General features: G+C 66.9%; 3 protein-coding genes. 2 read left to right on the top strand and 1 reads right to left on the bottom strand.

Annotation, left to right across the window (positions count from 1 at the left end; translation table 11 throughout):
* Nucleotides 1-180 precede the first annotated feature (180 nt).
* Nucleotides 181-1,149, bottom strand: coding sequence for a LysR family transcriptional regulator (locus ABGA94_RS14040; protein WP_032954693.1), 969 nt, complete (start codon nt 1,147-1,149; stop codon nt 181-183).
* Between the two features lie 110 nt (nt 1,150-1,259).
* Between ABGA94_RS14040 and aceB the strand changes: the two genes are divergently transcribed.
* Nucleotides 1,260-2,882, top strand: a complete 1,623-nt coding sequence (gene aceB, locus ABGA94_RS14035) for a malate synthase A (RefSeq protein ID WP_375367576.1) — start codon at nt 1,260-1,262, stop codon at nt 2,880-2,882.
* A gap of 64 nt (nt 2,883-2,946) precedes the next feature.
* Nucleotides 2,947-4,319 (top strand): isocitrate lyase (gene aceA / locus ABGA94_RS14030; protein ID WP_375367575.1); only part of this gene is annotated, 1,373 nt, incomplete at its 3' end.

Raw genomic sequence — 4,319 nt, 5'->3', positions numbered from 1 at the left:
CGGTTGCGGGGGCGTGAGCGCCATGGATGGCGCGACCGAGCCTCCATGGACGGGTTTACGGCGTCCCCCGCAACCGGACCCACCCCGCCATCCCACGGAATGCCCGCTGTTGCCGTTGACGTTGCCGTTGCTTCGGCCTCTGCAGGTGCAGGGCGGCAACCCTGCAAACCAGAACACCCCTCACCGCTCCGAATGCCCGCTCTGATCGTAATCGCGCGGACTGAACAACTCCGGCTGGATCAGCTCGATGAACGCCCGCGCCTGCGCCGACAGCGCCTTGCCCCGGCGCACGATCACCCCGTAGCTGCGCTCGGGGAACCAGCGCTTCATCGACCGCGCCGCCAGCCGCTCGTGGTCGGCCTCGTTCAGGCACAGCGCCGGCACGATGGAAATGCCCATGCCCATCGCCACGTACTGCTTGATCACTTCCCAGCCCCCCACTTCCAGCGCCACGGTGTAGGCGATGCGGTGGCGCTGGAACACCTGGTCCACCAGGCGGTAGGTGATCTGCCGCTTCGGCGGCAGCACCAGCGGATAGCGCGCGATGTCGGCCAGCTCCAGCTCGCCGCCCTTGGCCAGCGGATGATCGTGCGGTGCGATCAGCACCTGCTCGAAGCGGTAGGCCGGGGCGTAGGTCAGGTCGGCCGGCACATCGGTCATCGAACCTATCGCCAGGTCGGCGGCATCCTCGCGCAGCAGGTCGGTGCCGTCGGCGCTGATCGCGTTGTGCAGGGTCAGGCGCACGTCCGGGTGGTGCAGGCGAAAGCGTTCGACGATCTTCGGCAGCAGGTACAGGATGGTCGAGCTGTTGGCGGCAATGTTCAGCTCGCCCGCGTCCAGGCCGCGCACCTTGTCGCGGAAGCGCGCCTCCAGCCCGTCCAGGTTCTCCACCAGCGGCTGTGCCATCTCGTACAGCAGCTGGCCCTCGCGGCTGGGCACCAGGCGCCGCCCGCTGCGCTCGAACAATGGCACCCCCAGCTCCCGTTCCAACGCCTGCAACTGCAGGCTGATGGCCGGCTGGCTGACGAAAAGTGCCTCAGCCGCCCGTGAGACGGAGCCGAGGCGCACGGTCTGGCAGAACGCGCGCAGCGGCTTGAGCCGGTCGGATTTGTAGGAAAAACGAGGACTTGGCGGGGTGCGTGTGCTCATCGTGTAACGAGTATTAGCACAACTTATGTAAAACATTGCAAAAACTGTTTTGCCAAATACTGAGGCCGGGCGGCACCGTGGAGACGTTCCCCCACCGCTGGAGTAGCCCCATGTCCGCCGTCGCTTCCGCCGTTCCCACCCCCGCCACCAAGGCCACCCCCGGCATCGCCCTGGCGACCCGCGTGGCCGGCCAGGACACCGTGCTGCCGGCGCCGCTGCTGGCCCTGCTGGTGTCGCTGCACCGCGCGGTGGAACCGGGCCGGCAGGCGAGGCTGCAGGCCCGCCGTGAACGCCAGGCGTTCTTCGACCAGGGCGGCCTGCCGGACTTCCGTGAAGACACCACTGCGATCCGCAGCGGCGACTGGCGCGTTGCGCCGCTGCCGGCCGCGCTGCAGGACCGCCGCGTCGAGATCACCGGCCCGACCGACCCGAAGATGGTCATCAACGCGCTGAACTCCGGCGCCAAGGTGTTCATGGCCGACTTCGAGGATTCGACCTCGCCGACCTGGCGCAACCTGCTGGCCGGGCAGCAGTCGCTGGCCGCGGCGGTGCGCGGCGATCTCGAATACACCGCCCCCAATGGCAAGCATTACACGCTGCGCCCATACGACGAACAGGCGGTGCTGATCGTGCGCCCGCGTGGCTGGCACCTGGACGAGAAGCACGTACGCGTCGACGGCCAGTTCCTCGCCGGCGGCCTGTTCGACGCAGCGGTGTTCGCCTTCCACAACGCCCGCTCCCTGCAGGCCAAGGATCGTGGCCCGTACTTCTACCTGCCCAAGCTGCAGAGCATGGAAGAGGCGGCGCTGTGGGAAACCGCGCTGTCGCACATCGAAGGGATGCTCGGCTTGCCGCACGGCCAGATCAAGGTGACCGTGCTGATCGAAACGCTGCCGGCGGTGTTCGAGATGGACGAGATCCTGCACGCGCTGCGTGATCGCATCGTCGGCCTGAACTGCGGGCGCTGGGACTACATCTTCTCGTACCTGAAGACCTTCCGCCGCCACGCCGACCGCGTCCTGCCTGAACGTGGCCAGGTGACCATGACCCAGCCGTTCCTGAAGGCCTATTCGGAACTGCTGATCCAGACCTGCCACCGCCGCGGTGCGCATGCGATGGGCGGCATGGCCGCGCAGATTCCGATCAACCACGATGCCGCCGCCAACGAGCAGGCCATGGCCCGCGTGCGCGCCGACAAGCTGCGTGAAGTCAGCGCCGGCCACGACGGCACCTGGGTCGCGCATCCGGCGCTGATTCCGGTGGCGATGGCGATCTTCGACGAGCACATGCCCGGTGCGAACCAGCACAGCGTGCTGCGCCAGGACGTGCGCGTCGGCCGCGACGAACTGATCGCGCGGCCGCCGGGCACCATCACCCGCGCCGGCTTCGAAGGCAACGTGGAAGTCTGCGTGCGTTACCTGGCGGCGTGGCTGGATGGCAACGGCTGTGTGCCGATCCATCACCTGATGGAGGACGCGGCCACCGCCGAGATCAGCCGCAGCCAGTTGTGGCAATGGCTGCATACGCCGGGCCAGCAGCTGGACGATGGCACCGCGATCGACCTGGCCCTGCTGGATTCCACCCTGTCGCAGCTGCCGGCACGGCTGGGCGATACCTCCGCGCTGCCCGGTGGCGCGCGCATCAGCGAGGCCATCGCCCTGCTCGGCGAACTGAGCCGCAGCGAAGAACTGACCGATTTCCTGACCCTGCCGGCCTACGCGCGCATCGATTGACTGCCGCCCGCGTCTACCGCCGTTTCCCTCCCCGCTGCACGCACGAACCGAACTGGAGAAAGACATGAGCAAGCTGCCCACTGCCGAACAGATCCAGCACGACTGGGATACCAACCCGCGTTGGGAAGGCATCCAGCGCAACTACAGCGCCGCCGACGTGGTGCGCCTGCGCGGCACCGTCCACATCGAGCATTCGCTGGCCCGCCTGGGTGCGGAGAAGCTGTGGGCGTCGCTGCACGAGCGCGAGTTCGTCAACGCGCTGGGTGCACTGACCGGCAATCAGGCCATGCAGCAGGTCAAGGCCGGCCTGAAGGCGATCTACCTGTCCGGTTGGCAGGTGGCGGCCGACGCCAACCTGGCCGGCCAGATGTATCCGGACCAGTCGCTGTACCCGGCAGATTCGGTGCCGGCGGTGGTCAAGCGCATCAACAACACGCTGCTGCGCGCCGACCAGCTGCACCACGCCGAAGGCAAGGATGACATCGACTTCCTGCAGCCGATCGTGGCCGATGCTGAGGCCGGCTTCGGCGGCGTACTCAACGCCTTTGAACTGATGAAGGCGATGATCGAGGCCGGCGCCGCCGGCGTGCACTTCGAGGACCAGCTGGCCTCGGTCAAGAAGTGCGGGCACATGGGCGGCAAGGTGCTGGTGCCGACCCGCGAGGCGATCGAGAAGCTCAACGCCGCACGCCTGGCCGCCGACGTGATGGGCGTGCCGACCCTGCTGGTCGCGCGCACCGATGCCGAAGCTGCGGATCTGCTGACCAGTGACATCGACGGCAACGACAAGCCGTTCACCACCGGTGAGCGCACCGTCGAAGGTTTCTACAAGACCCGCAACGGCCTGGACCAGGCGATCAGCCGCGGCCTGGCCTATGCACCCTATGCCGACCTGGTGTGGTGCGAGACCGGCAAGCCGGACCTGGAGTTTGCACGCAAATTCGCCGAGGCGATCCACGCGAAGTTCCCGGGCAAGCTGCTGGCCTACAACTGCTCGCCCAGCTTCAACTGGAAGAAGAACCTGGACGACGCCACCATTGCCAAGTTCCAGCGCGAACTGGGCAGCTACGGCTACAAGTTCCAGTTCATCACCCTGGCCGGGTTCCATGCGTTGAACTACGGCATGTTCAATCTGGCCCACGGCTACGCGCGCCGCCAGATGAGTGCGTTCGTGGAACTGCAGGAAGCCGAGTTCGAAGCGGCCGAGCGCGGTTTCACTGCGGTCAAGCACCAGCGTGAGGTCGGTACCGGCTATTTCGATGCGGTGACCCAGGCGATCCAGCAGGGCCAGTCGTCGACCACCGCGCTGACCGGATCGACCGAGGAAGACACGCAGATGGGCAAGGAGAGCCTGAAGACGCCGCTGAGGTACGCGCCGATCACTCTGGCGTTTGTCGGTGTACGCCAGGGTGAGCAGGATCAGTTGAGCATCAACAC

It is taken from the genome of Stenotrophomonas sp. 3diitr2024 (assembly GCF_042136455.1).
GTDB lineage: Bacteria > Pseudomonadota > Gammaproteobacteria > Xanthomonadales > Xanthomonadaceae > Stenotrophomonas > Stenotrophomonas sepilia.
This window is presented reverse-complemented; position numbering and strand designations above follow the sequence as displayed.